This is a genomic window from Roseibium polysiphoniae (assembly GCF_014842925.1).
In the GTDB taxonomy this organism is placed as follows: domain Bacteria; phylum Pseudomonadota; class Alphaproteobacteria; order Rhizobiales; family Stappiaceae; genus Roseibium; species Roseibium polysiphoniae.
Genome location: NZ_JACYXJ010000004.1, coordinates 553,714 through 577,822, shown reverse-complemented (window position 1 = coordinate 577,822; position 24,109 = coordinate 553,714). Strand labels below are relative to the sequence as shown.

Below are 24,109 nucleotides of genomic sequence, written 5' to 3'. Positions count from 1 at the left end.
GGGACATGCTTTACGCGGGAAAAGAGTTAACCAGGCTGAATTGGCTCAGCACGGTGCAGTTGCCCAAACTTTCTGCTCAATTTTTCAGCGCGAGTAGGGCCAGATCAGGCCAACTCTTATGTCCAGCCTGCCACTTCTATTGAAAGCCCGCCGAAACCTGCCTTTCATCAATCAAGGCGCCAGCTACCGGACCGGCAGATCTCGAAAATTCGAGCGAGGTTGGCTGACGGGGGAGCCCTAACGGCAGATGGATCAAGGAGACAATGATGAAGACCTTTGTGAGACTTTTGACGGGCGGCGCGATGCTGCTGAGTGCCCAGGCAGCCGCCGCTCAGGAGCTGACTGTCGGCTATTTCCTGGAATGGCCGATGCCTTTCCTCGCCGCCAAGGCAGATGGCGCGTACGACAAGGCGCTCGGTATGCCGGTTAAGTGGGTCAGCTTTGAAACTGGCACGGCAATGTCAGCAGCAATGGCTTCGGGCGATGTTCAGCTTTCTGTTTCGCAGGGTGTACCGCCGTTCGTTGTCGCAGCTTCCGCAGGACAGGCGCTGCAGGTCCTGGACGTAGCAGTGAGCTATTCTGAAAACGATAACTGTGTCGTTGCAGCTGCGCTGGAGATCGAAAAAGAAAGCGCGGCGGAACTGGCCGGCAAAAAGGTTGCCGTTCCAATCGGCACTGCGGCCCACTACGGGTTCCTTCGTCAAATGGACCATTTCGGCGTTGACGTATCCTCCCTGACAGTTGTCGACATGGCGCCGACGGACGGAGCTGCAGCGCTGGCTCAAGGCGAGGTCGATTTCGCATGTGGCTGGGGTGGTGGCCTTTCGCGCATGAAAGAGCACGGCAACATCTTGCTCACCGGCGCAGAGAAGGAAGAGCTTGGCATTCTCGTTTTTGATGTCACCTCCGGGCCTGCCGACTTTGTGGTCGAGAACGAAGAGCTGGTAGCAAAGTTCCTGGCTGTGACTGCCGAAGCGAACGCTGAGTGGCTCGCTGACAAATCGCCTGAGATGCTCGAGAAGATCGCCAAGGAATCGGGCATGTCTGTCGAGGCGACCGAAGCCTCTATTTCGACTTTCACCTTCCCTTCGATTGAAGAGCAGCTTTCGGAAAAATGGCTGGGCGGCAACGCGCAGACATTCATGAAAGGCGTCGCAGACGTCTTCGTAGAGGCAGGAAGCATCGAAACTGCACTCGACAGCTATGAGGGCAGCGTCAACTCCGGCCCTCTCGCAGCCGCGCAATAAGACCAAACAATAAAAGGCGGGCCTTGGCCCGCCTTTCCCTGATCAGCCAACCCGGGAAAAGACCTCATGGCTTCATTGAGCATCGACAGTCTCTCTATGCGGTTCGACCTCCCCGGCGGCGGTCATGTTCAGGCGCTCAAGGATGTGTCGCTCGATATCAAAAAGGGCGAGCTGCTCTCCGTTCTCGGCCCGTCTGGCTGCGGCAAGTCTACTTTGCTCAACATTCTTGCGGGCTTTCTGGCACCCACATCGGGCACCGTCACGCTCAATGGCGAGCCCGTTACAGGACCGGGAGCCGAACGGGGCATGGTGTTTCAACAAGGTGCCCTGTTCGAGTGGATGAGCGTGCGACGCAATGTCGAGTTCGGCCCAAGAATGAAGGGCATGCCGGAAACGGACCGCAATACGATCGTCGAAAACCTGCTCGATACAGTCGGTCTGCGTTCATTCAAGGACAAGGCGGTCTATGAATTGTCTGGAGGGATGCAGCAGCGCGTTGCACTGGCACGCTGTCTTGCCAATGAACCTGATGTCATCTTGATGGACGAACCGCTTGGTGCGCTCGATGCCCTGACCCGTGAGAAAATGCAGGGCCTGGTGCTCAATCTCTGGAAGAAAACCGGCAAGACCATCATCCTCATAACACATTCCGTGGACGAAGCGCTTTTGCTGGGCGAACGCCTGTTGGTGATGGCGCCCCGTCCCGGCCGCATCCATAGAGAATACAATCTTCCCTTTGCGGAGCGTGCGGTCGGCGCCGACCTGCGTGTTGTGAAAGAGGATCCTGCTTTCGGAGAAACCAAGAAAGAGATCTTGGGCATGATCTGGGAAATGGAAGAGGAAATCATGAGCGGAGCGGAGAAGTAACATGACAGGTCTCGTCATTCTTGCAGTCTACATCGCCCTGTTCTTCGGCGCCTATTTGCTCCTGAGATTGATGCGATCTTCAATGGGCAAGGTCACCGACTTTACCTCGCTAAAGACGGTCACCTTCGGCGATGAAAGTGCGGTCACGCCGGATAGAGCCGCCTCGATCATCTCTATTGTCGTCGTTTTTCTTGTCTGGGGTGCTTTTACAGGCTCGAAGCTCGTACCCATCCATGTGCCAGGTCCCTACACCGGCACCACTTCCTTCTCCTACACCGCCGAGGCGCCCGATGGCGCCAAGTCAGACGCAACGGTGACCGTACTCGTCCACGAGATGGGCGCTGCCGTTGAAGATCCTGAGCCGGCCGCCGCTTCAGGGTTTGCGCAAAGCGACACTGCGACAGTGGCGGCATGGCGATCGATCTTGATCAGGGCCCAGCGCAACGATGGCGACGACGCAAAGATCGTCGCCGTTGACGGCAAGCCGATAGAGCCGGGACAGGAAGTCAAGGTGCCACATGGGTCTGTGACCATGACAGGCAAAGGCTCATTGAATTTCTCACCCAGCAAGGGCCTGCAGATGGAGCCGATCTGGATGCCGCCCCCAGAGGCCGTGGTCAGCCAGCTGGTGCAGATTGCACGCGATGGCTATCAGAACGTGGCGCTTCTGGATCACGTAAGCTGGTCGCTCTGGCGTGTGCTTGCCGGCTTTGTTCTCGGGTCAATCATCGGCATCCCGCTTGGCTACGCCATGGGGCTTTCCGGATGGGCGCGCGGATGGTTTGATCCCATCGTCGAGTTCATGCGCCCTGTGCCGCCTCTTGCCCTGATCCCGCTTGTTATTATCTGGTTCGGAATTGGCGAGAATGGGAAGATTGTACTTCTGTTCCTGGCTGCGCTCTGGGTCATGATCATCTCGGCGAGAGCAGGTGTCTCGGGCGTCAACATCACAAAGGTTCACGCTGCCTATTCGCTCGGAGCCTCCAAATGGCAGGTGTTGCGGCATGTGATTGTGCCGAACTCCCTGCCGGAAATCTTCACAGGAGCGCGGGTCGCCATGGGTGTTTGCTGGGGCACCGTGGTCGCGGCCGAGCTTGTTGCGGCCGAAAAGGGTGCAGGCAAGATGATCGTCGCCGCGTCGAAGTTCCAGGCCACAGACATCGTCATCATGGGTATTGTCCTGATTGGCCTTATTGGCTTTGCGATCGACATATTGATGCGCCGTCTGGAAAATATCCTTGTGCCTTGGAAGGGCCAGTCCTGATCCGTAAATCGCATCAGAAGTGAAACAGAAACGCCGCCCTTCAAGAGGCGGCGTTTTTCTTGCGTGCTGCACTTCAAGAGACAATGCTCATCACAAAAAACCAGACAGGCCTTTGGCCCCGGTCAAAAGAGCGGATATGAAAAGCACCGTGATTGCGGCAATGCGGTAGTGTCCGTCGCCAAGCCGATGAAATAGGTGTTCGCCAAACCACGTTCCAGTTAGCATCGCCGGATAACCGATCGCAGCACTTAATAGCAGATGCCATCCCATGACATCCGAGCCAACCGCGAGAGAGACAAGCGCAATTACCGCCGTAAATGCAAAGAACAGCAATAGCGAGGCGCGACTTTCAACCTTGCCTATTCCGCGCCCCAGAAAATAGGCCACTGCTGGCGGCCCGGGCATGGCGGCCAGCCCGCTCAGCAACCCGGCAGTCGCGCCCGCAGCGAGAACCGGCCCGCGGCCACCGCAGATCTTTACCTTCGCGAGCAGTGCGATCAGGCCAAGAAAGACCACGATTGCAATGGCCAGACGCATTACGTCGGGCGGGAGACGGGTGGCAAAGTAGGCGCCAATCGGTGTGACAACAAGCGCGCCCGAGCAAAGCAGCGTCAAAGCCTCCCGATCAACGTTTCGGTGGTTGTGGTAGATGTCCGTCGGTGCGGCGGCGACCTGAAGGATTTGCGCCAGGAAAACAGCCTCAAGGGGATCGATGCGCAGGCTAAAAAGCGGCACAGCGGCGAGCGCAAAGCCAAATCCGGTGAGGCCACGCAAGATGCCTGCCGCCAACGTCGCGACAAACAGGACCATGATCTCATTCATGACTTGATGCTCATGCCAATGATCCCTGTTCGCATCGAGTGTTCCAACAGCGCGTTGTGTGAGGGAGGCGCCAGCTTGGGAATTTCAAATCCGGTTGAACGCGCTTACTGCGATGTTGGGCCGCAACCCGGCAAAAGACAGCTTTCTGGAAGCTACGATTGGTGTTTTCTACACAGTAGGCGCGACGGTCCAGTAATGGGACGCACGTACTTACTCGGCGCACACCCGACCTAGTAGAGCCAGAAATCACCGTCGTTAGGACCAGTTAAGCGAAAACATGCGAGGTGGTGTGGCGAAGCAATCACGCTCTCATTCGCTCATGCTTTGGATCGTAGGGCGCAAAAGCGATCACGCGAGCAGGCAGGCTTTGACCCAGGATATCAACCGTGAGCTCTTGCCCTTCTTCCGAAGACGACGGGGTGACGAAAGCATATGCAAGGTTAAGCCCAGTGCGGTGCCCCCACCCGGCAGATGTTACAGTGCCGACAATACCGTCGGCTGTCTTCACCGATGCGCCGGCGTGAGCAGGTGCATCGCTCGCATCAATGGCAAGTGTCACAAGCTTGCGCTTAGGACCAGCATCTATGCGCTGCATCAAGGCTTCGCGCCCGATAAAGTCACCCTTGTCGAGGGTTACAAACCGGTCCAGCCCCGTCTCGAAGGGATCAAACTCTGTCAGGAGGTCCACCTTCCAGTGAAGGAAGCCTTTTTCGAGGCGCATGGAGTCAACCGCACGCGCTCCGAAAAGCTGCAACCCATGTTGTTCCCCGGCCTTGCGCAAAGCGGTATAGGCCGCAGCCAGGTTTTCGTTGGGAACGTGGATCTCATAGGCAAGCTCTCCGGAAAAACTAACTCCGAGGACGGTTGCCGGAGCTATGCCGATATAGGCCTCACGCACAGATAGCCACGGAAACGCTTGTTTTGACCAATCACCACGCGCTGCAGCTGACAACACATCGCGAGACTTGGGGCCGGCAAGAACGAGAATTGTTTGCGCATTGGTCAGTGAGCGGATGGTTACATCCTCATCCGGTTTCAGATGCAGGTTTAGCCAATCCATGTCATGGTATTCCGACGCTGCCGCGGATCCGTACCACACACGGTCCGGCCCGCGTTCCGATGCCGGAATATTGGCAATCGTCGCCTCGGCCTTGAGCATCCCATGATGGTTCAGCAGATAGCCAAGCCCCACCCGGCCTGGTTTTTTCGTGACCCGGCCACAGATCATGCGATCGAGGAAGGAATGAACGTCTGTTCCTGTCAGCTCGAAGCGGTTGAACCCGGAAACCTCACATAGACCAACGCCAGTGGACACTGCCTTGACTTCGCCGGCGACAACGGAATGAACCTCGTTGAACCGGAAACCAAGCGTTTCGGAAAAGTCTGGAGACGGCTTGATGTAGTCGACACGCTCCCAGCCGTTCACCGTGCCCAATTCAGCGCCCTCAGCAGCGAGAAGAGACGTCAAGGGCGTGGTTTTCATTGGCCGGCCTGCAGGCCTGTGTTCATGCGGAAAGTGGAAGCGGAACTCGTTCTGATAATCCTCGATGGCCTTGAGCGCGGTCAACTCGACGCTTGCGTGACCGGTGAACCGGCGCGGGTCGATGACCCAGGTGTCATATTCCGCTTCGCCATGCACGATCTGCTGCGCCAGAAGCCAGCCATGACCACCGCCTTCACCAAGCCCCGCCCTCAATCCGACAATGCAAAATGCATTGTGTTTTCCCGGAATCGGCCCAACCAGCGGCGCTCCGTCGATTGTATAGGTGATTGGTCCATTGACGATGCTTCTAATGCCGGTTTCCATCAGTGCCGGCATGCGGGCGAATGCGCCTTCAAGCACATCCATCACGCGGTCTAGATCGTCCGGACAAAGGTCGTTGGTAAATTTAGGATCAATGCCGTCCATGCCCCATGTCCGGCAATCCTGCTCGTAAAAGCCGACGAGCAACCCACCTTTTTCCTGCCGCGAGTAGTAGTCACTGATCGGACAGCGCAAGAGTGGAATTCGGTGCCCGGCCTCGGCAATGGCGGGAATGTCCTCTGTCAGAAAATACTGGTGCTCCATCGAGGCAACGGGATGACTGACGCCCATCATGGCGCCGATCTCATTGCAGCGATAGCCGCCCGCATTGACAACAATTTCAGCCTTCACATCGCCCTTCTCGGTATGAACGGTCCATGTGTGATCCGCATGCTGGGTCAGGCCCGTCACCGGCGTGTGCCGGTTCACCTCTGCACCTGCGAGGCGCGCGCGTCGCGCCAGCGCCTGGCAAAGCTGCGCAGGATCAATGTGTCCATCTGTCGGATCCCATAGCCCACCCAACAGGTTTTCGGTCGATATCAGGGGGTGACGGCGCGCGCATTCCTCTGCGTCAATCACCTCGAAATCGACACCCATACCTGCCGCCAGTGAGACAAAATGACGGTAGCCATCCATATGCGCCTCGGTATTGGCCAGCCGGATGCCGCCATCACCATAATTATAGCCAACTGGATATTCAGGATCGTCACGAAGCTCTTTGTAGAGCGCGATCGAATGGCTCTTGAGGCCAATCATCGTCTGGGTCATGCCGAAATTCGTGACCTGCGCTGCGGAGTGCCAGGTGGTGCCCGACGTGAGTTCGTCGCGCTCGATCAGCATGACGTCCGACCATCCCTCCTTGGTCAGATGGTAGAGTGCCGAACATCCTGCGATACCGCCTCCAATGATCACAACTCTGGCCTGATCTCGCATCCCTGTCGCACTTTCCTGAATAACAATGTCTTCTGATCGACAGAAGATTGTCACTACAGCCACGTCAATCGAGAATCTTGAGTTTCGAAAAAATCGAAGATGATCTTGCGCCGTGCGGCAGGACCTGCCGCCTTAGATATCACGCAGAGCAGTTTCTATGCATCGCCCAGCATGGTGAACGCATCGTCCAGCCAGGGATGTACGTCGACAATGGGATCGACAATCACACGATGGATCCGTGCCCGCACCAGGGCGGCAATCGTCTGTGACGTCTGCGCGTCGAAATCAGTGCGCGCGATCAATGATATGCGGCGTGCAAATGGGGCGACAGGAAGGGGTCGAAGTTGAACACGGTTCTCGAACCTCAGTCCCCGCGCATAGCCAAGAGGGGTTATGATTGACCAGCCATCACCATTGGCAACGACAGCCATGATCGATTGCACCGTGTCAAAATTGTATCGCTCCGGCAGCGTGATCCGGTGCCGCGATAGATGTGCTTCGACCTGCCTGCCAATCTGATGGGTTGGGTTGAAACGCAGGAATGGCAGCTTGGACTGATCGCCTAGCAGATCAGCAGTCTCTCCCCGTGGGCCAACCATTATGAAAGGATCGCGCACCAAAGGATAAAGCGACAGGTCTTGCACGCCGCTGATTGGCGTCGAGGCAATCGCCAGGTCGAGTTCGCCGCGGCGGAGCAAGTCGGGCGCTGCGTGGCTTAGGACATTGCTGATCGACAATTTGGCTTTTGGCATCCGCCCTGCGAGCATAACCGCAAGCTCAGGCGCCAGATTGCTTTCGAAATCCTCGACAAACCCGATCTTGAGAGATCTCGTTCCGAGCAGGCCCGCAATTCCTGTTTCGCTTGTTGCCTGCCTTAAATGCTGCAGGCCAAGTTTCAGATGATGCAGCGCATCGCGTCCTTCGCGGGTCAGCGCAAAGGGTCTCGTCGAGCGGTCGAGCAGCTTTACGCCAAGCTCTTCCTCCAACCGCGCCACATGATGTGAAACTGTCGAAATCGACAGCCCCATTTCAGTCGCCGCAGTCTGAACAGAACCCGAATGAGCAACCTGCTCGAAGGCTTCAAGCACCTGAAGTGACAATTTGGGAAGCGGCATCTGCGAGATTCCATCAATTTCAGGATTTCCGGAACTCTTCCCCAATCCCCACGCGCTGTCAAACAGGCCATGGCGCGTTTTGAGAGTGCGGCGATTGATGGATTTTGCGGAAGCCGATGGAAGTTAGCTGTGGTTTCAAGTCAGCGTCGGTTCAAGATCCATAACATATGATTTGAACCAACTATGCTTCCTCTACCCCATGCGTTCGGACACAAAACTGCCAGGGCTCGGCGGGAATACGATCGTGCGTTGACCCTTGAGGAAGACGCCGTGATGGATGTGACTGTGGACTGCGCGGGCGAGGACCTGGCTTTCGACATCCCGGCCGATTGAGACAAAATCACCAGCGCTCTGGGCATGCGGAACGCGGGCGACATCTTGCTCAATGATCGGCCCCTCATCCAGATCCGCCGTGACATAATGAGCCGTGGCGCCAATCAGCTTCACACCGCGCTCATAGGCTTGCTTGTAGGGGTTGGCACCCTTGAAGCTCGGCAAGAATGAATGGTGGATGTTGATGATCTTGCCCGACATCTTCTGGCCCACTTCATCGGACAGCACTTGCATGTAACGCGCCAGCACGATCAGCTCCGCGCCAGACTCCTCCACGACTTGCATCAGTTGCGCTTCAGCTTGCGGCTTGTTGGCCTTGGTGACAGAGATGTGGTGGAAGGGGATATCATGGTTCACGACGACCTTTTGGTAGTCGAAATGATTTGAAACCACGCCGACAATGTCTACCCGCAACGCCCCGATCTTCCAGCGATACAAAAGATCGTTGAGGCAATGACCGAAGCGGGACACCATCAACAACACCTTGGTCCGCTTGTCGGCATCGTGAAACTCAAAATTCATGCCGAATTCCTGCGCGACGGCGCTAAAATCTGCAGTCAGCGCTTCGCCATCCAGACCGTCTTCACTGACAAAACGGACCCTCATGAAGAAATTGCCGGTCTCCATGTCATCAAACTGGGAACTGTCGGAAATGTTGCAGCCTTTTTCCGCCAGATAGCTGGAGATGGCTGCGACAATTCCGCGTGTCGAGACGCAGGAAACGGTCAATATGTAGGATTTCAACGCTCTTCCCTTCAAAGGCGATGTCGAAGCGGCGCAGAGCCGATCTGAATATTTGAAACTAGACGGTCTTTAGACGTCGAGCGTGTTTTGCCGTTCCCAATCGGTCAGATGGGAGGCAAAGGCATTCCACTCGTCGCGCTTTAGTTTCAGATAGGCGGCTGAGAACTCCTCGCCCATGGTCGCCTTGAGACCACTGTCAGCGTCATAGTCGCGCATGGCATCAAGGAGGTTCAAGGGCAGACGCGGCGCATCCGTCACAAGATGGCCTTCCTGATACATGTCGATGTCATAGCGCTTGCCGGGATCAGCTTTCGCCTTCACACCATTGAGGCCGGCTGCAATGATGATTGCCTGCAACAGATAGGGATTGGCAGCACCATCGGGCAAACGCAGCTCAAAGCGACCCGGGCCCGGGACACGAACCATGTGCGTACGATTGTTCCCGGTCCAGGTCACCGTGTTGGGTGCCCAGGTTGCGCCGGATGTGGTGCGCGGCGCGTTGATGCGCTTGTAGGAATTGACGGTCGGATTGGTGATGGCGGCAAGGGCCGAGGCGTGGGTCATGATACCCCCAAGGAAGGTTCGCCCGCGGGCAGATAGCCCCAACTCCATGTCCGGGTCAGCGAAGACATTGGTCTTTCCGCTCTCATCCCAGACGGAAATGTGGCAATGGCAGCCATTGCCCGTCAGATGACTAAACGGCTTGGGCATGAAAGTCGCCCGCAGTCCATGCTTTTCGGCGACGGACTTGACCATGAACTTGAAGAACGAATGCTTGTCGGCGGTTGCCAGGGCGTCATCAAATTCCCAGTTCATCTCGAACTGGCCGTTGGCGTCCTCATGGTCGTTTTGATAGGGCTTCCAACCAAGCTCCAGCATATGATCGCAAATTTCAGCGATCACATCATAGCGGCGCATGACCGCCTGTTGATCGTAGCAGGGCTTTTCAGCCGTATCGCTTGCGTCGGAAATCTGGTTGCCGTCTGGGGTGAGAAGGAAGAATTCGGCTTCCACGCCCGTCTTGACGTGCATGCCCTCAGCAGCGGCTTCGGACATCAAGCGCTTGAGGGTGTTGCGCGGCGCCTGCGCGACCGACTTGCCTTCCATGAACAAGTCCGCAGCGACCCAGGCCACGTCCTTCTTCCAGGGCAACTGTATCACGGAGGAAGCGTCCGGAATGGCAAACAGGTCAGGGTGAGCAGGCGTCATGTCGAGCCACGTGGCAAATCCCGCGAAACCAGCACCTTCCTCTTCCATGTCGGCAATTGCAGCAGCAGGAACAAGTTTTGCGCGCTGGCCACCGAACAGATCGGTGAAGCTGATCATGAAATACTTGATGCCATTCTCTTGCGCGAAGGCCGCTAGATCCCCTGCCATGTTTGTTCCTTTCACTTTCTATCCGTCGTCAGGCCATCGCTGGAGGAGGCCGTGAAGTCATCTAAGCCTCAAAATCCGTTCCGGCCCGGGACCCAGTCAGTGCCTGCCAAAGGAACGCCCGCCATCGCAGCGGACTCCAGCGTCAAGGCGCAGAGATCTTCAGGTTCAAGATTGTGGACATGGTTCTTGCCACATGCTCGCGCGATCGTTTGCGCTTCCAGCGTCATGACCTTCAGGTAGTTGGCCAGACGGCGACCCGCATCGACCGGGTCAACGCGCTTCATCAGTTCCGGATCCTGCGTCGTGATGCCAGCGGGGTCTTGCCCTTCGTGCCAGTCATCATAGGCACCGGCGGTGGAGCCAAGCTTCTGATACTCAGCTTCCCAACGGGGATCATTGTCACCAATGGCAATCAGCGCTGCGGTTCCAATGGAGACCGCATCGGCGCCCAAGGCCAGTGCCTTTGCGACGTCCGCACCATTGCGAATGCCTCCGGACACGATCAGCTGCACCTTTCGATGCATGCCCAGGTCCTGCAAGGCCTTCACAGCGGGGCGAATACAGGCCAGCGTTGGCTGCCCGACATGTTCGATGAAGACTTCCTGGGTTGCAGCCGTGCCGCCCTGCATGCCGTCGAGGACCACAACGTCCGCACCGGCTTTGACAGCGAGCGCGGTGTCGTAATAGGGACGCGCGCCACCGACCTTGATGTAAATCGGTTTTTCCCAGTTGGTGATCTCGCGCAGTTCCAGGATCTTGATTTCAAGATCATCAGGCCCGGTCCAGTCGGGATGACGGCAGGCCGAACGCTGATCAATGCCTTTGGGCAGCGTACGCATGTCAGCGACGCGGTCTGATATCTTCTGGCCTAGCAGCATACCGCCGCCACCAGGTTTAGCCCCCTGCCCGACCACAATCTCGATCGCGTCGGCGCGGCGAAGGTCACGCGGGTTCATGCCATAGCGTGATGGCAAATATTGATAGACCAGTGTCTGGGAATGACCGCGCTCTTCCTCGGTCATACCGCCGTCACCCGTCGTCGTCGACGTGCCCGCTAGCGTCGCACCTCTGCCCAGCGCTTCCTTGGCCGGACCCGAGAGAGAACCAAAGCTCATGCCGGCGATGGTGATCGGGATCTTGAGTTCGATCGGCTTTGAGGCGAACCGTGAACCGAGGACAACACCCGTGCCGCATGTTTCCCGGTAGCCTTCCAGCGGATAGCGCGAAACGGAAGCGCCAAGAAACAAAAGGTCGTCAAAGTGAGGCACCTTGCGCTTCGCGCCACCGCCTCGGATATCGTAGATGCCCGTGGCTGCGGCCCTACGGATCTCGGACAAGGTGTATTCATCGAAAGTTGCCGATTGGCGGGGAGTTGTGCTGGGATTGCGGTAACTCATTTGAGCCTCAATACGCGTCGACGTTGTCGATGTTGAAATTGTAGAGTTCGCGGGCAGAGCCATATCGCGTGAACTCGTTCGGGCTCACGTCTGTGAAGCCTGCTCGGTCCAGGAGGTCCTGCAGCAAGATAAGGTGCTCCTCGCGCATCTCCTTTTGAACGCAATCGGCACCGAGGCTTTTGACCGAGCCACGGACGAAGAGACGTGCCTCATAGAGAGAGTCTCCCAAGGCATCACCAGCATCACCCAGGACCACAAGGTTGCCGGACTGCGCCATGAAGGCTGACATGTGGCCGATGTTCCCCTTGACCACGATGTCGATGCCTTTCATCGAGATACCGCAACGCGATGATGCATTGCCGTCGATCACCAGCAGACCGCCCCGTCCGGTCGCGCCGGCATATTGGCTTGCATCGCCTTTGATGGTCACGGTTCCCGACATCATGTTTTCCGCGACACCCGGACCGGCATTGCCGTAGACCGTTATGACGCCCTCGGAGTTCATGCCGCCGCAGTAGTATCCAACACTGCCATGCACATCGACACGAATTGGAGCATCGACGCCGACCGCGACTGCATGAGCGCCACGAGGGTTGAGCACGTCAAAAGTGATGTCATTGCTGCCTTCAGTCACTTCATGCAGAGCGCGATTAAGATCTCTGAGCGGGCATTCCGCCAAATCAAACGTCGGCATGTTACTTAGTGCTCCCAGAAATAGACTGTTGCGGGCTCAGGCTCCCAGACCCGGGCGGACTCAATGCCGGGCAAATTGACAAGCGCGCGGTATTCCGAGCCGAACGCTACATATTGTTCGGTTTCAGCCATCACGGCGGGCTTGCATGCGATCGGGTCACGAAGAACGCCAAAGCCGGATTTCGTGCCAACGACGAAGGTGAAAAAACCATCGAGATCACTCAGTCCGCTTTCCAGAGCCTCACCGAGGGTCTCTCCGTTGGCCAACTTATTTGACAGATAGGCCGCAGCCACTTCGCTGTCGTTCTCGGTCTCAAAAGTGATCCCGTCGCGGATCAACTCTCGGCGCAGGTTGTTGTGATTGGACAGCGAACCGTTGTGGACGAGGCACTGGTCAGGTCCGGTTGAAAACGGGTGCGCGCCATATGTCGTTACGGCAGATTCTGTCGCCATTCGCGTGTGTCCGATGCCATGGCTGCCTGTCATCGCTGCCACTTCAAACCGCTCCGAAACGTCCTTCGGAAGGCCCACTTCTTTATAGATTTCGACGCTTTCGCCGCTGCCCATAACCGTAACACCTGGACGCAGCTCGGCGAGCTTGACGCGCGCAGCGTCCAAACATTCCGCCGGCAAGGAGATCACCGCATGGCTGGCCTTAATAGTCAGTTGCACCGACTTGGCGAGTGCCTCGCCCAGATCCGCTTCGAGCGTTGCGAAATCTTCATCCGGTGCAGCCGATTGGACGGTGATCTTGCCCAACCCGTCCCTCTCGCCGCCATAGATAGCGATTCCGGCGCTATCGGGTCCGCGATCGGTCATCGTGATCAGCATTTCGGACAGATAAGCGCCGAGCTGAGGCTCAAGCGTCTTATCCTTCAAAAATAACCCGACGATGCCACACATGGCTGTAAGCCTCCATTCCTTGCACTCAGGAGCTGGACGCTAGCAGCCTCAATCAGAAAATTCAACTAGAAGAATAAAAATTTCATTAGATGAAAATAATAAATCGATCAATAGCCTCACTCGCCCATCGCACGCTGAGGATATGAGATGATTGAGAGATAGCGGATCGGAAAGGCCACAAGTTCTTCCGGGCCGTGGCGCGCGTCAGCGTCAAAGAACAGGCTGTCACCCGTGCGCATGGTGTAGAGCTGCTCCCCGTGGCGATAGACCACCTCTCCTTCAAGCATATAGAGGAACTCTGTTCCCGCATGCTGGAAAGCCGGGAAGATATCGGATTCAGCCGTCAGCGTGATCAGATAGGGCTCAACAACCACACCACTGGTGTTGTTCTCAATGTGACCCAGCAAATTGTATTGATGCCCCGCGCGTGTTCCGCGGCGTTCGATCTCAACACCTTCGCCCGCCTTGACGAAGACCGCATTGCGCTCCTCTTCGTATCGCTTGAATAGATCCGTCAGCGGCACGCCCAGCGCTTTCGAAAGGGCTTGCAGCGTCGTCAAGGACGCCGACGTGATCCCGTTTTCAATCTTCGAAAGCATGCCGACAGAGATTCCCGTCGCAGAAGCCAGATCGGCCACGGTGATGCCGAGCTTCTTGCGAAACGCGCGGACCTCATGGCCAATCGCAATCTCCAAGTTGTTCTCACGCGGCTCGCGTAAAGCATGAGGATCTTGCAGCAAGGCAGGTTTGTTTTCAGCTGAAACCTGCCCTCTCGAGATTTTTTCTACGGTCATTTTCTGGCCTTTTCGGCTTTGTCACCACCTTGGGATGCTTCCTCGGCAAGCGCGCCTGAAAACGCAGATTGCCAAGGCTGGAGATACACCGGGAGTGAACATTTCTCAACCGTGAGGAAACCTAGCAATAGCTGCGACGGGCCGTGCCAGGCGTCTGGCCAAACATTTGCCGAAAGGCTCTCGAAAAATGCCCTGAACTGGAGAAGCCTGTGGCAAAGGCGATCTCCGACACAGACAAGGGGCTCTGCCGTAATAGCACCTTGGCGTGCTCCAATCTCAATCGGCGATAGACTGCACCGAAGCTCTCCCCCAGTTGCTCCGTAAACAGCCGATCGAGATGGCGAGGAGAAATTCCTGCGAAGGATGCCATTGCGTCGCGCCCGAGCGGAACCTCGAACGTCGCTTCCATTTTCTCGATCACGGTCAGAAGCATAGGATGATGGACACCATAGCGTTCGGCCAATGATGCACGCTGCGGGGCTTCTGATGCCCCAACATGGGTATGCAGATACCAATCACTAACGCGGCGCGCGAACCCGCCTCCCATCCGCTGTGAGATCAGGCCATGCATCATGTCGAGGGGGGCTACGCCACCACCGCAAGTGATTCGATTGCCGTCGATAATGTAGCGCGTGCGCTCCGGTTCAAGGTCAGGAAAGGCCTCTTTGAGTGCCGGCGCGTGCTCCCAGTGGATCGTAAAGCGGCACCCACTGAGCAGTCCGGCCGCGGCCAGAAGATATGGTCCGCCCGATATGCCCCCGATGCGGACACCTGCGCGGGCCAGCTGGCGCAGCGGGCCCAGAATGGAAGGATAGTTCCAATCTGCAGGGTCTCCGCCAGCACACACAAACAGACTATGCGGCAAGGTGCTGACCGGGGATCCATCGTTGGCCTTGGGCAACGGAAGACTGGGCACAGGCACACCGGACGAGCATGTCACGCTGGACGCACCATCGGGGGAAAAAGCACGCACCCGGTAAAGGTCGCGCGCTGCAATCACGTTTGCTGCCCTCAATGGCTCAGCCGCCGATGCGTAGGACATCAGTGCAAAGCCTGGGATCAGGAGGAAGCCGATATTCTGTATTCCTTTGAGATCGTCTTCCATCATGTCCTAAAAGTATCCCTTAGCGTCTCAATTATGCAAGTCCATCCTGCCTTATCTGCCATGCTGAGATGAGATCATTTCGGATGGACCTCATGCGATATTCCGCCCTTTCTGTCTTTCTTAATGCGCTTCGCGGCAACAAGTCCTGGGGACCGGCCTGGCGTGCGCCTGAACCCAAGCCTCACTATGATGTTGTCATTGTCGGCGGCGGCGGCCACGGCCTTGCGACGGCCTACTACCTCGCCAAGGAATTTGGCATTACCAATGTCGCGGTTCTTGAAAAAGGCTGGCTGGGCTCCGGAAACATCGGCCGCAACACCACCATCATTCGCTCAAACTATCTGCTGGATGGCAACGAGCCCTTCTACGAGTTTTCCCTCAAGCTTTGGGAGGGGCTGGAGCAGGACTTCAACTTCAATGCGATGGTATCGCAACGCGGCGTATTGAACCTCTTCCACTCGGATGCCCAGCGCGATGCCTATACCCGGAGAGGCAACGCCATGCTTCTCCAAGGGGCGGACGCACAGCTGCTCGACCGTGATGAAGTTCGTGCCATGGTGCCGTTTCTTGGCTTTGACAGTGCACGATTTCCGATTCAAGGCGGCCTCTTGCAGCGCCGCGGCGGCACGGTACGTCATGACGCGGTCGCGTGGGGCTATGCGCGCGGTGCGGATCGTCGCGGCGTCGACATCATCCAGAACTGCGAGGTCACCGGCATTCGCAGGAAAAATGGCCGCGTGGTCGGCGTTGAGACGAGCAAAGGTTTCATCGGCTGCGGCAAGCTTGCGCTGACGGCAGCGGGCAACTCGACGACAGTCGCACGCATGGCCGATATCGCCCTGCCGATCGACAGTCATGTGTTGCAGGCTTTCGTCAGTGAGGGCTTGAAGCCCTTCATCGACAATGTGGTCACCTTCGGCGCCGGACATTTTTATATCTCCCAGTCAGACAAGGGCGGACTGGTTTTTGGCGGTGATATCGACGGCTACAACTCCTATGCCCAGCGAGGCAACCTTGCGGCAGTCGAACATGTCATGGAGGCAGGCACCGCGATGATCCCTGGTCTGTCGCGTATCCGGGTGCTCAGGTCCTGGGGCGGCATCATGGACATGAGCATGGATGGCTCCCCGATTATCGACCGCACCCATATAGACAACCTCTATCTGAATGCCGGCTGGTGCTATGGCGGCTTCAAGGCAACACCTGCCTCCGGTTGGTGCACGGCACATCTTGTTGCGAATGACGCGCCCCATCCAACAGCCGCAGCCTTCCGGCTTGATCGGTTCAAGCGCGGCTACCTGATTGACGAAAACGGCGGCGGCGCGCAGCCGAACCTGCATTGACCCGAGCGAGCGAACCCCAATGGCAAGCCTGATCACCTGTCCACACTGCGGCGTGCGGCCGAAAGAAGAATTCACAATTCGGGGCGATGCGTCCGTCACACGGCCAAGTCCCGAAGCTGATGGCGAAGTTTGGCATGCCTATGTGCACCTGCGTGATAATCCTCGAGGACTACACAAGGAATATTGGCATCACACGTCCGGGTGTCGCCGCTGGCTGGTGGTGACACGCGATACTGTCAGTCATGACGTCATCGACGTGTCCGATGCAGGAGCCCTCGCATGAGCGCCTATCGCCTGAGCAACGGCGGCCTCATCGACCGCTCCAAACCCATCGATTTCAAATTTGACGGCAAGCCGCTGCAGGGCTTCGCGGGCGACACTTTGGCGTCGGCGCTTCTAGCGAACGACAAACTGCTTGTTGGCAGAAGCTTCAAGTACCACCGCCCGCGTGGCCTCTTGACCGCGGGCGCTGCCGAACCCAACGCGCTTGTCACGCTTGGGCAGGATGGTCGTACCGAGACCAACACCCGCGCGACCATGGTCGAGCTGCATCATGGCCTGGAAGCCAGGAGCCAGAACCGCTGGCCTTCGCTTGATCACGACATCGGCGCAATAAACGGTATGCTGTCACCGTTTCTTGGTGCCGGGTTTTACTACAAGACCTTCATGTGGCCCGCCGCCTTTTGGGAAAAACTCTACGAACCCATCATCCGCAAGGCGGCAGGCCTTGGACGGGCGAGTTATGTGCCTGATCCCGATACCTATGAAAAGAGCTGGGCCCATTGTGATCTTCTTATTATCGGCGCGGGACCGACAGGTCTTGCTGCGGCACTCACGGCGGCCCGGAGCAAGGCCCGAGTCATACTCGTTGATGAAGGGAGTATGCTCGGAGGCTCGCTCTTGTGCGAGACAACCGAGATCAACGACCAGCCAGCCGCCGAGTTTGCCGCCCAGGCTATCGTCGAACTTTCCGCCGCCGAGAATGTTCAGATCCTAAAAAGGACCACCGTCGTCGGCGCATATGATGACAACGTCTTCGGCGCGCTTGAGCGTGTCCAAAAACATGTCTCAGTCATTGATGACAACAAACCCGTAGAACGATTTTGGCGCATTTCCGCAAAACAAGCTATCCTGGCGACAGGGGCCGAAGAGCGACCTTTGGTGTTCGGTGGGAATGATCGCCCGGGAATGATGATGGCTGGGGCAATGCGCACTTACCTCAATCGCTTCGCCGTTGCGCCGGGCAAACAGGTCGCAATTTTCAGCAACGGCCCTTCTGGATGGCAGACGGCGCGGGACTTGGAAGCCAATGGCGTCGATGTCGTTGCGATCGTCACGCCGGAAACGGCTTCGAACAAGTCCTATCAAGGCAAAGCGCGGATCATCGCCAACGCGGTGATTGCGGGAACGTCCGGTGAAAAAAGGCTGAAGGGTCTCACCATTCGCCATATCGGTTCCGGTAGCGAAGAGACCCTGGCCTGCGATGCACTGGGCATGTCAGGCGGTTGGAGCCCCATTGTTCATCTGGCCTGCCACCGCGGCGACAAACCCAAGTGGTCGGACGCCCACGCCGCCTTCCTGCCACCAGCGCCTCGTGATGGATTGATCGCGGCCGGTGGTGCCGCCGGCACTTATAGCCTTGCAGCCTGCCTGCAAGACGGAGGCACTCTCGCAGCGGAGGCTCTAGACAATCTCGGACACTCGGTCTCCCGAGCCGAATTCTCAACACAGCAGGATGAGAAAGCCGAGATGCCGGCGCCTTTCTGGTACGTCAAAGCCCCAAAGGGCAAAGCCTTTGTCGACTTCCAGAACGACGTTCATCTGAAGGACCTCGGCCTTGCGGTGAGAGAAGGCTATGATCACGTCGAGCTTGCCAAGCGTTACACAACCAATGGCATGGCCACAGATCAGGGCAAGCTCTCCAACGTCAATGCTATTGGTATTCTGGCAGAGGCAACTGGTACGAGCCCCGATGTTGTCGGCACCACCACCTTTCGCCCGTTTTATACACCTGTCTCCTTCGGGGCGCTCACTGGCAGCCATATAGGCGCGCATTTCCATCCGACCCGCGTCTCTCCGCTTTTCAAGTGGGCGGAAAAACACGGGGCTCGTTTCGTGGAAACCGGCCTCTGGCACCGGTCTTCCTGGTTTCCCAAGGAAGGGGAAAGCGACTGGCGTGAAAGCGTCGATCGGGAGGCCAAAACGGTGCGCAGTCATGCGGGCATTTGTGACGTTTCAACGCTCGGTAAGATCGAAATCTTCGGCAGTGACGCTGCGGAATTTATCAACAGGGTCTACTGCAACGGCTTTTTGAAGCTGCCAGTTGGCAAGGCACGCTATGGGCTGATGCTCCGTGAGGATGGTTTTATCTATGATGACGGCACCACGAGCCGACTTGGCGAGAACCACTTCTTCATGACCACCACAACGGCCTTCGCGGCCGGCGTTCTGACCCATCTGGAGTGTTGCTCCCAGGTGCTGTGGCCTGATCTCGACGTGCGGCTTGTCTCGGTTTCGGATCAGTGGGCGCAAATGGCAATTGCCGGCCCGAATGCTCGCAAGATATTGGCCGAAATTGTCGATGAAGATATCTCCGATGCTGCCTTTCCGTTTCTGGCGGCACGAGAGGTCGGCCTCAGCGGCGGGCAAATCAAAGGCCGACTGTTTCGGATTTCCTTTTCCGGAGAACTAGCCTTTGAGCTCGCAGTTCCGGCTGGATATGGCGAAGCGGTCGCTGACGCGATCCTGAGTCTCGGTGAGGATCATGGCATCACGCCATATGGCACCGAAGCGCTGAATGTCCTTCGCATCGAAAAAGGTCATGTCACCCACGCTGAAATCAATGGCACGGTCACGCCGGGCGACCTCGGCTTCGGACGGATGGTCTCAGCCAAGAAACCGGATTTTATTGGGCGAGTGATGCTTCAGCGCGAAGGCCTCCAGGCGACCGATCGGTTGCGTCTTGTCGGTATCAGGCCGCTCGATCCTGCCGAGAGTTTCGTTTCCGGAAGCCATATTCTGGACGTCGATGCCGCCCCCACGGGCGCCAATGACCTCGGTCATGTCACCTCGAGCTGCTTTTCGCCGCATCTGGGACACACCATCGGGCTTGCGATGGTCAAACATGGCCCCGAGCTGATCGGCGAAGAAATCGTGATTTGGAACGGCTTGAAGCAACAATCGATCCGAGGCGTGCTTTGCGAGCCGGTTTTCGTCGACCCCAAAGGGGAGAAACTGCATGCTTGAGGTACAACTTTCAGCAAAACCTGCGCTCTTCGGCGCCGCAGAGGGATTGTTTGGAACGAAGGATGCGTCGACGGCGGGAATTGTGCTGACGGCATCGACGCAATCAACGATTTTGCAGGTCCTAAGCCCCCCTGGTGCAACTGGAGTTGCCGAAAAACTGCAAGCGTGGGTTGGCGCCGAGGGTGCCGGACTTCGGCCCAATGGACCGGGCAACTGGTTCGTTGTCTGCGATGCACAGCCACCAAGAGAGAGCTTGGAGGCTTTGTCGAAGACTCTGGAAGGACGCGCGGAACTCCTTGACCAGAGCCACGGCAGGACGCGCATCAAAGTGTCCGGACCGAAAGTCACCCAGATGCTGGCGAAAGGGACCGCGATCGACCTACGCGAGCACCAATTCGCGCCAGGTCAATCAGCGCCAACGCTGTTCGGCCACATATCCGCACAGTTGACCCGCGTCTCACCTGAGAACTTTGAGATCCTCGTACTCTCCAGCTTTGCTCTAAGCCTCTGGGACAGCCTCATCGTCATGGGCCGCGAGTTCGGCATCCAGGCGCACTGCTGATCGATCAGCTTGCCAAAAAAGAAAACGGGGCCCCAAGAGGAACCCCGTTTCCTGCCGCATCTATTTTCAATCAGCGAATTGGGTTGGCGTAAAGAAGACCGCCATCGACCCACAAACGGTTCGGAGTGCCTTTGCGGTCAATGCCGATCGGAGTTTCCAGGCCTCGGTCGCGAACAGACTTCCCCTAGACTACGTGCATCACGAAACACCGACAGATCTCCCGTCGGCCCATAACTAAAGCCCTCAGCCACCGCGGCTTGTCATGATCCCCAAATGGGGATGTCTGACGACGACCGACGCGTGTTACGGTCCTGGAAAATCTAGGGAGAAGGCTATGAAGGGTATCGTTTTCAATGAATTCTTCGCCTTGGTTGATGATGTAATCGGCCCAGACGTCACCGAGAAGATAATCGCAGAGGCTCAATTGCCCAACAGTGGCGCCTATACTGGCGTCGGCTACTATGACGCGAGCGAGATGGTAAAGCTCGTTAAGTGCCTCCACGCGCATACTGGAACGCCGATCCCAGAATTGCTGCACACCTTCGGCAAGCATCTCCTCGCAAGCTTCAGATCGGCGCATAGCCAATATTTCGCATCTTGCGACAATGTCCTCGATTTTGTCGGATCGGTCGAGCAGCAAATTCATGTAGACGTGTTGAAACTCTATCCAGATGCAGAGCTGCCCCGGCTCACGGCTTCCACGCCCAAGGACGGCCGGATGACACTCGATTACCAATCGGGCAGGCGCATGGCGGATCTTGCAGAAGGGCTGCTGTGGGGCGCTATTGACCACTATGGCGAAACCATTGACGTGGAACGCGTCGACCTTCCGGACGCGGACGGCGATCAATGCGCACGCTTCATTCTGACAAGGAGATAGACTTGCAGAAAATCTCCTATGAAGCTTTGGTCAGCCGACTGGATCGCGAAAAAAGAGCGCGCCTGGAAGCTGAAACCCTGCTTGAGAAAAAGAGCCTTGAAGTCTATCAGGCCAATCAAAGCTTGGCGGCATCCACGGCCCAGATAGATCGCGAACGCACCCTTTTGAGTGCGGTCTTTGATGCTCGCCCCGCAGCGCTCATCCTTACCAGCAGCAACCATGACTGTGTACGCCTCAACCCATCCGCATGCGGCTTGCTTGGCATTGAAGTCAACACCGTTCCTGGCGCCTCACTCCTGGATCTTCTGACAGGTAGCGCTGAGGCCCTTAAGTGGATCGAGGCTCGCACGGGACCAAACCCGGAATTCGATTACAGCACGATTGATGGCGCAATATCGAACAGCTCGGGCGAGGAAATCCCTGTCAGAATTTCCTGCTCACCGATTGGCCATGACGACATGTGCCTCTGGATACTCATTGACATTCGGCGACATCTGGCGATCGAAGCGGAGAAAAATGCTCTCGAACAGAGCTTGAACCAGGCGCAGAAGATGGAGGCGCTCGGAACCCTCGCGAGCGGCGTCGCGCATGAGATCAACACGCCCATCCAGTATGTTGGTGATAATGTGCGGTTCTTCCAGGAAGTTCATGCTGAATTCAGCGGCCTCTTGAAAACCTATGACGCTCTCAAGGACGCTGCGGAGAAGCATGGCATTCTTGAAGATCTCGCGGCGGAGGTCACGCGGCATCGTGAAGAATGCGACATCGACTTCCTCCTTGAGGACACACCGACGGCGTTGGAGCAGTCACTGCATGGCCTTCGTCAGGTAGCGACGATTGTCTCGGCGATCCGCGAGTTTTCCCATCCTGGCGAGACGGAAACGACGCCAGTCGACATAAATTCAGTGATTGAGACGACCTTGTCGGTCTCACGCAACAGCTGGAAAACGATCACCGAGATCGAAAAGGAGCTTCAGCCCGATCTCCCGACCGTGATGGGGCACGCGGGCGACCTGCACCAGGTCATCCTGAATCTCATTTCAAACGCTGCAGACGCCATCAATGAAGACAAGTCGAACGATGAAGGGCTTATCCGCATTTCAACGCGTGCGGTCGCAGACGATATTGAGATCTTGGTGTCCGACAATGGTTCGGGGATCAGCGACGACGTGAAAAGTCGCATTTTCGACCCCTTCTTCACGACGAAAGATCCCGGAAAAGGGACAGGTCAAGGCTTGGCGATCGTCTACAAGATCGTTCACGTCAAACATGGCGGGAGGATCACCGTAGAGAGCACACCCGAGTCCGGCACCACGTTCAAGATACGGCTGAACAAAAACGCTGAACCTGCAAGCTTGAATTGATCGAGAGGAAATGGCGGGGGACCCTGGCAGAGCATGCAGCCCCCCTTTGTGTTTACTGCCATTGCCTCCCATTACCAGCACCACAACAAGATCGGATACTTACAGCGTACAGCAAAAGGAAATATTTTTTCCCGGCAATAAAATTGAGCCTGAACGGGCCTTAAACAGAAAATAACAAATAAAAGGCAATGATACAGGGTAATTAACATAGTTAATTATAACTATATGACGATGTATATTTATGTATTTTTCGATACACTGTTATTTTACTTTAGTGACGTAACCTTCCTTTATGTTACGCACCAGAAGCCATATCCTTTTCGTCGATGACGAGCCGAACATGTTGAGCTCGTTGCAACGCGCCATGAGGCCGCTGCAGCAAACGTGGGACATGACCTTCGAAAGCAATCCCCATCAGGCATTGGCCTTGGTCAATTCGCACCCACCTGACGTTGTCGTCAGCGACTTGCGTATGCCGGGCATGAGCGGAATTGAGTTGATTGAACAGATCCGTCAGCAGGCACCAGGTCATTCAGAATACATTTTGCTGACCGGGAACGCCGACCTCGCATCTGCAATCGACGCGATCAACAAGACGGGAGTGTTCCGCTTTCTGACAAAGCCGTGCGCGTCCGGAAGCCTGATCGATGCAATCGAAGCCGCCCTTGCGACAATCAAGGCAGTTACGGAACGTCCGGGACGCATGGCGACTGCAGCATTGTCGGCGATGTCGCCTGCTGTGGCTGTTGTAGATCAGACCGGCAAGGTCGCATACTGCAACGACAGCGCAGAAGACGTGCTTAGAACGCACAAGGGCATCGTGATCGATCGTCAAGGTGGCATCTCAGTCACGACAGCACATGCTGGCGAATTCAAGCTGGCGGTCAAAAAGGCCGCAGAAGATGTCAACACTCCCCCAAAATTTGTAACGCTCTCCGACCCGGAAGATCTAGAGCCCCTCACCGCCGTGATAATGCCAGTCGGCCAACAACGTGCAGTCGTCATGTTCACGGTTCCGGGGCGTTTTTCTCCGCCTTCTCTGGACAGTCTTGTCGAGCTTTTCGGATTGACGCGTGTCGAGGCGACGCTCGCTCAAACCATCGCAAGCGGCGGGACGGTTGAGGACGCAGCCCTCAACTGCAAGGTCACCCTCGAGACAGCGCGAACCTACCTCAAGCGCATCTTTCAAAAGATGGGCGTTCGGCGCCAAGTCGACCTGGTGCAGCTCATTTTGACGACACCGGCAACCTTCGTTCGCAGCCAGTCCAGAGCAGTCTGACCAGCACCGCTGGATAGGCAGGCAACGGGCATCAACT

General features: G+C 56.9%; 20 protein-coding genes. 10 read left to right on the top strand and 10 right to left on the bottom strand.

From position 1 onward, the window contains the following. Window positions 1-266 precede the first annotated feature (266 nt). From IG617_RS12905 to IG617_RS12895, 3 genes are all read left to right on the top strand, one after another. On the top strand, window positions 267-1,247 hold the full coding sequence (locus IG617_RS12905; protein WP_209008438.1) for a taurine ABC transporter substrate-binding protein: 981 nt from the start codon (window positions 267-269) through the stop codon (window positions 1,245-1,247). A 66-nt stretch (window positions 1,248-1,313) separates the two neighbouring features. Then, a complete protein-coding gene (locus IG617_RS12900; protein ID WP_192109607.1) occupies window positions 1,314-2,114 on the top strand; it encodes an ABC transporter ATP-binding protein in 801 nt (266 codons plus the stop codon). Between the two features lies 1 nt (window position 2,115). Continuing rightward, on the top strand, window positions 2,116-3,378 hold the full coding sequence (locus tag IG617_RS12895) for an ABC transporter permease (protein ID WP_192109606.1): 1,263 nt from the start codon (window positions 2,116-2,118) through the stop codon (window positions 3,376-3,378). Window positions 3,379-3,468: 90 nt separating this feature from the next. On the opposite strand, the gene IG617_RS12890 is transcribed toward IG617_RS12895, so the two are convergent. From IG617_RS12890 to IG617_RS12845, 10 genes are all read right to left on the bottom strand, one after another. After that, window positions 3,469-4,200 carry a sulfite exporter TauE/SafE family protein gene (locus IG617_RS12890; RefSeq protein WP_192109605.1) on the bottom strand — a complete coding sequence of 244 codons (732 nt, stop codon included), beginning with the start codon at window positions 4,198-4,200 and terminating at the stop codon, window positions 3,469-3,471. A gap of 301 nt (window positions 4,201-4,501) precedes the next feature. Then, complete coding sequence (locus IG617_RS12885; protein ID WP_192109604.1) at window positions 4,502-6,937, bottom strand: GcvT family protein; 2,436 nt, start codon at window positions 6,935-6,937, stop codon at window positions 4,502-4,504. Window positions 6,938-7,092: 155 nt separating this feature from the next. Continuing rightward, on the bottom strand, window positions 7,093-8,052 hold the full coding sequence (locus tag IG617_RS12880; RefSeq protein ID WP_192109603.1) for a LysR family transcriptional regulator: 960 nt from the start codon (window positions 8,050-8,052) through the stop codon (window positions 7,093-7,095). Window positions 8,053-8,244: 192 nt separating this feature from the next. Next, the gene (purU, locus tag IG617_RS12875) at window positions 8,245-9,129 is read right to left on the bottom strand and encodes a formyltetrahydrofolate deformylase (RefSeq protein WP_192109602.1); all 885 of its coding nucleotides are present in this window, start codon (window positions 9,127-9,129) and stop codon (window positions 8,245-8,247) included. 69 nt (window positions 9,130-9,198) lie between these two features. After that, window positions 9,199-10,506, bottom strand: coding sequence for a type III glutamate--ammonia ligase (gene glnT, locus IG617_RS12870; protein WP_192109601.1), 1,308 nt, complete (start codon window positions 10,504-10,506; stop codon window positions 9,199-9,201). A 68-nt stretch (window positions 10,507-10,574) separates the two neighbouring features. Then, complete coding sequence (locus tag IG617_RS12865; protein ID WP_192109600.1) at window positions 10,575-11,903, bottom strand: FMN-binding glutamate synthase family protein; 1,329 nt, start codon at window positions 11,901-11,903, stop codon at window positions 10,575-10,577. 7 nt (window positions 11,904-11,910) lie between these two features. Then, window positions 11,911-12,597: a GltB/FmdC/FwdC-like GXGXG domain-containing protein gene (locus tag IG617_RS12860; RefSeq protein ID WP_192109599.1), complete on the bottom strand. Its 687-nt coding sequence runs from the start codon at window positions 12,595-12,597 to the stop codon at window positions 11,911-11,913. A 5-nt stretch (window positions 12,598-12,602) separates the two neighbouring features. Beyond that, window positions 12,603-13,499 (bottom strand): class II glutamine amidotransferase, encoded by an 897-nt coding sequence (locus IG617_RS12855; RefSeq protein ID WP_192109598.1) that lies wholly within the window; start codon window positions 13,497-13,499, stop codon window positions 12,603-12,605. A gap of 116 nt (window positions 13,500-13,615) precedes the next feature. Further along, window positions 13,616-14,293, bottom strand: coding sequence for a helix-turn-helix domain-containing protein (locus tag IG617_RS12850; protein WP_192109597.1), 678 nt, complete (start codon window positions 14,291-14,293; stop codon window positions 13,616-13,618). Between the two features lie 121 nt (window positions 14,294-14,414). Continuing rightward, window positions 14,415-15,401, bottom strand: coding sequence for a GlxA family transcriptional regulator (locus IG617_RS12845; protein ID WP_192109596.1), 987 nt, complete (start codon window positions 15,399-15,401; stop codon window positions 14,415-14,417). Window positions 15,402-15,490: 89 nt separating this feature from the next. On the opposite strand from IG617_RS12845, the gene IG617_RS12840 reads away from it, so the two are divergent. From IG617_RS12840 to IG617_RS12810, 7 genes are all read left to right on the top strand, one after another. Next, window positions 15,491-16,741, top strand: a complete 1,251-nt coding sequence (locus tag IG617_RS12840) for a sarcosine oxidase subunit beta family protein (protein ID WP_192109595.1) — start codon at window positions 15,491-15,493, stop codon at window positions 16,739-16,741. 19 nt (window positions 16,742-16,760) lie between these two features. Further along, window positions 16,761-17,024 (top strand): sarcosine oxidase subunit delta, encoded by a 264-nt coding sequence (locus IG617_RS12835; protein WP_192109594.1) that lies wholly within the window; start codon window positions 16,761-16,763, stop codon window positions 17,022-17,024. Further along, window positions 17,021-19,987 (top strand): sarcosine oxidase subunit alpha family protein, encoded by a 2,967-nt coding sequence (locus IG617_RS12830; protein WP_192109593.1) that lies wholly within the window; start codon window positions 17,021-17,023, stop codon window positions 19,985-19,987. The genes IG617_RS12835 and IG617_RS12830 overlap by 4 nt, the downstream gene beginning before the upstream one ends. Next, a complete protein-coding gene (locus tag IG617_RS12825; RefSeq protein WP_192109592.1) occupies window positions 19,980-20,549 on the top strand; it encodes a sarcosine oxidase subunit gamma in 570 nt (189 codons plus the stop codon). The genes IG617_RS12830 and IG617_RS12825 overlap by 8 nt, the downstream gene beginning before the upstream one ends. Before the next feature lie 334 nt (window positions 20,550-20,883). After that, the gene (locus tag IG617_RS12820; RefSeq protein WP_192109591.1) at window positions 20,884-21,429 is read left to right on the top strand and encodes a heme NO-binding domain-containing protein; all 546 of its coding nucleotides are present in this window, start codon (window positions 20,884-20,886) and stop codon (window positions 21,427-21,429) included. A 2-nt stretch (window positions 21,430-21,431) separates the two neighbouring features. Then, on the top strand, window positions 21,432-22,793 hold the full coding sequence (locus IG617_RS21815) for an ATP-binding protein (RefSeq protein ID WP_192109590.1): 1,362 nt from the start codon (window positions 21,432-21,434) through the stop codon (window positions 22,791-22,793). Window positions 22,794-23,085: 292 nt separating this feature from the next. After that, the gene (locus tag IG617_RS12810; protein ID WP_276529824.1) at window positions 23,086-24,072 is read left to right on the top strand and encodes a response regulator; all 987 of its coding nucleotides are present in this window, start codon (window positions 23,086-23,088) and stop codon (window positions 24,070-24,072) included. Window positions 24,073-24,109 lie beyond the last annotated feature (37 nt).

Excerpts from the sequence above, each read along its gene's own strand:
- IG617_RS12905 (WP_209008438.1), top strand. The coding sequence starts at position 267 with ATGAAGACCTTTGTGAGACTTTTGACGGGCGGCGCGATGCTGCTGAGT.
- IG617_RS12900 (WP_192109607.1), top strand. The coding sequence starts at position 1,314 with ATGGCTTCATTGAGCATCGACAGTCTCTCTATGCGGTTCGACCTCCCC.
- IG617_RS12895 (WP_192109606.1), top strand. The coding sequence starts at position 2,116 with ATGACAGGTCTCGTCATTCTTGCAGTCTACATCGCCCTGTTCTTCGGC.
- IG617_RS12890 (WP_192109605.1), bottom strand. The coding sequence starts at position 4,200 with ATGAATGAGATCATGGTCCTGTTTGTCGCGACGTTGGCGGCAGGCATC.
- IG617_RS12885 (WP_192109604.1), bottom strand. The coding sequence starts at position 6,937 with ATGCGAGATCAGGCCAGAGTTGTGATCATTGGAGGCGGTATCGCAGGA.
- IG617_RS12880 (WP_192109603.1), bottom strand. The coding sequence starts at position 8,052 with ATGCCGCTTCCCAAATTGTCACTTCAGGTGCTTGAAGCCTTCGAGCAG.
- glnT (WP_192109601.1), bottom strand. The coding sequence starts at position 10,506 with ATGGCAGGGGATCTAGCGGCCTTCGCGCAAGAGAATGGCATCAAGTAT.
- IG617_RS12865 (WP_192109600.1), bottom strand. The coding sequence starts at position 11,903 with ATGAGTTACCGCAATCCCAGCACAACTCCCCGCCAATCGGCAACTTTC.
- IG617_RS12860 (WP_192109599.1), bottom strand. The coding sequence starts at position 12,597 with ATGCCGACGTTTGATTTGGCGGAATGCCCGCTCAGAGATCTTAATCGC.
- IG617_RS12855 (WP_192109598.1), bottom strand. The coding sequence starts at position 13,499 with ATGTGTGGCATCGTCGGGTTATTTTTGAAGGATAAGACGCTTGAGCCT.
- IG617_RS12850 (WP_192109597.1), bottom strand. The coding sequence starts at position 14,293 with ATGACCGTAGAAAAAATCTCGAGAGGGCAGGTTTCAGCTGAAAACAAA.
- IG617_RS12845 (WP_192109596.1), bottom strand. The coding sequence starts at position 15,401 with ATGATGGAAGACGATCTCAAAGGAATACAGAATATCGGCTTCCTCCTG.
- IG617_RS12840 (WP_192109595.1), top strand. The coding sequence starts at position 15,491 with ATGCGATATTCCGCCCTTTCTGTCTTTCTTAATGCGCTTCGCGGCAAC.
- IG617_RS12835 (WP_192109594.1), top strand. The coding sequence starts at position 16,761 with ATGGCAAGCCTGATCACCTGTCCACACTGCGGCGTGCGGCCGAAAGAA.
- IG617_RS12830 (WP_192109593.1), top strand. The coding sequence starts at position 17,021 with ATGAGCGCCTATCGCCTGAGCAACGGCGGCCTCATCGACCGCTCCAAA.
- IG617_RS12825 (WP_192109592.1), top strand. The coding sequence starts at position 19,980 with ATGCTTGAGGTACAACTTTCAGCAAAACCTGCGCTCTTCGGCGCCGCA.
- IG617_RS12820 (WP_192109591.1), top strand. The coding sequence starts at position 20,884 with ATGAAGGGTATCGTTTTCAATGAATTCTTCGCCTTGGTTGATGATGTA.
- IG617_RS12810 (WP_276529824.1), top strand. The coding sequence starts at position 23,086 with ATGTTACGCACCAGAAGCCATATCCTTTTCGTCGATGACGAGCCGAAC.